We start from the raw sequence: 1,651 nt of genomic DNA on the forward strand, positions 1-1,651 counted from the left end.
TCGCCATGGCGTGGTGGCGTCGGCTGGCGTGGCCACCGGCACCGTGATGTGGGGACTGGCAGGCGGTTTGGGGATCAAGTCGCTGTTCACCGCAGCGCCCATGTTGTACCTGGCGTTCAAGATCATCGGCGGCTGCTACCTGATTTACCTGGGGTTGAAACTGTTCCGGCGCTCGGCACCGTCGATGGCCCAGAACCTGTTGCCCGACGAACCTCGGCGTTCACTGTTCTCCGCCTGGCGCCTGGGTTTGCTGGGCAACCTGTCCAACCCCAAGGCGGCGCTGTTCGTCGCGACGATCTTTGCATCCACCATGCCCCAATCACCGTCGCCGACGCTGCTGACCCTGGCCGTGATCACCATGGCGACCTTGTCATTCAGTTGGTACTCCTGCGTGGCGCTGGTGTTTTCCAGTGAGCGGATGGCCAACGTCTATGCCCGCTCGCGCAAGTGGCTGGACCGGTTTGCCGGTGGTTGTTATGTGCTGTTCGGGGCCACGCTGGTAGCGAATCGCTGACGGCTCATGGTAAGAAGCCTTACTTTCAAACGTGAGGCCGATCATGAGCAAGCTGCGGGTAGGGATTATTTTTGGTGGCCGTTCGGCCGAGCACGAAGTGTCGCTGCAATCGGCGCGCAACATCGTCGATGCACTGGACCGTTCGCGCTTTGAGCCGATCCTGATCGGCATTGACAAGGCCGGCCACTGGCACCTCAACGACACCTCGGGCTTTCTGCTCAACGAAGAAAATCCGGCGCTGATCGCCCTCAATCAATCCAATCGTGAACTGGCCGTGGTGCCGGGCAAGGCCAGCCAGCAACTGGTGGAAACCGCCAGCCAGGCCTCGTTGGAACATGTCGATGTGATCTTCCCGATCGTCCACGGCACCCTCGGCGAAGACGGCTGCCTGCAAGGCCTGCTGCGCATGGCCGACTTGCCGTTTGTCGGCTCCGACGTGCTGGGCTCGGCCGTGTGCATGGACAAGGACATCAGCAAACGCCTGCTGCGCGATGCCGGGATTGCCGTGACGCCGTTCATTACCCTCAACCGTCGCACGGCGGCGCGAACCACCTTCGAACAAGCCCGGCAGAAACTCGGAGTGCCGATGTTCGTGAAACCGGCGAACCAGGGTTCGTCCGTGGGTGTGAGCAAGGTGGGCAGCGAGGCTGAATATCATGCCGCCGTAGAACTGGCCCTCGGGTTTGATGAAAAGGTGCTGGTGGAGTCGGCGGTCAAAGGCCGGGAAATCGAATGCGCCGTGTTGGGCAACGAGAATCCCATCGCCAGTGGTTGCGGCGAGATCGTGGTACGGGACGGTTTCTACTCCTACGACAGCAAATACATCGATGACCAGGCGGCCCAGGTGGTGGTGCCGGCGGATATCAGCGTTGAAGCCAGCGAGCGCATTCGTGCGTTGGCTATCGAAGCGTTTGAAACCCTGGGCTGTGCCGGGCTGGCGCGGGTGGATGTGTTTCTGACGGATGAGGGGGAGGTGCTGATCAACGAGATCAACTCGTTGCCGGGCTTTACGCGCATCAGCATGTATCCGAAGCTGTGGCAGGCGGCAGGCATGAGCTACAGCGAGCTGGTGAGCCGGTTGATCGAGCTGGCGCTGGAGCGGCATGCGGGGCGTAAGGGGTTGAAGATCAGCCGGTA

Annotated in this window: 2 protein-coding genes; both read left to right on the forward strand. The window is 61.5% G+C overall.

The genetic code is table 11. The annotated features are described in order from the left end of the window. The coding region (locus JV201_RS04060) for a LysE family translocator (protein WP_219406544.1) at positions 1-514 on the forward strand (514 nt) is incomplete at its 5' end. Between the two features lie 43 nt (positions 515-557). Beyond that, a partial coding sequence (gene ddlA / locus JV201_RS04065; RefSeq protein WP_008437490.1) for a D-alanine--D-alanine ligase occupies positions 558-1,651 on the forward strand: 1,094 nt, incomplete at its 3' end.

It is taken from the genome of Pseudomonas sp. Colony2, from assembly GCF_019382755.1.
Classification (GTDB): domain Bacteria; phylum Pseudomonadota; class Gammaproteobacteria; order Pseudomonadales; family Pseudomonadaceae; genus Aquipseudomonas.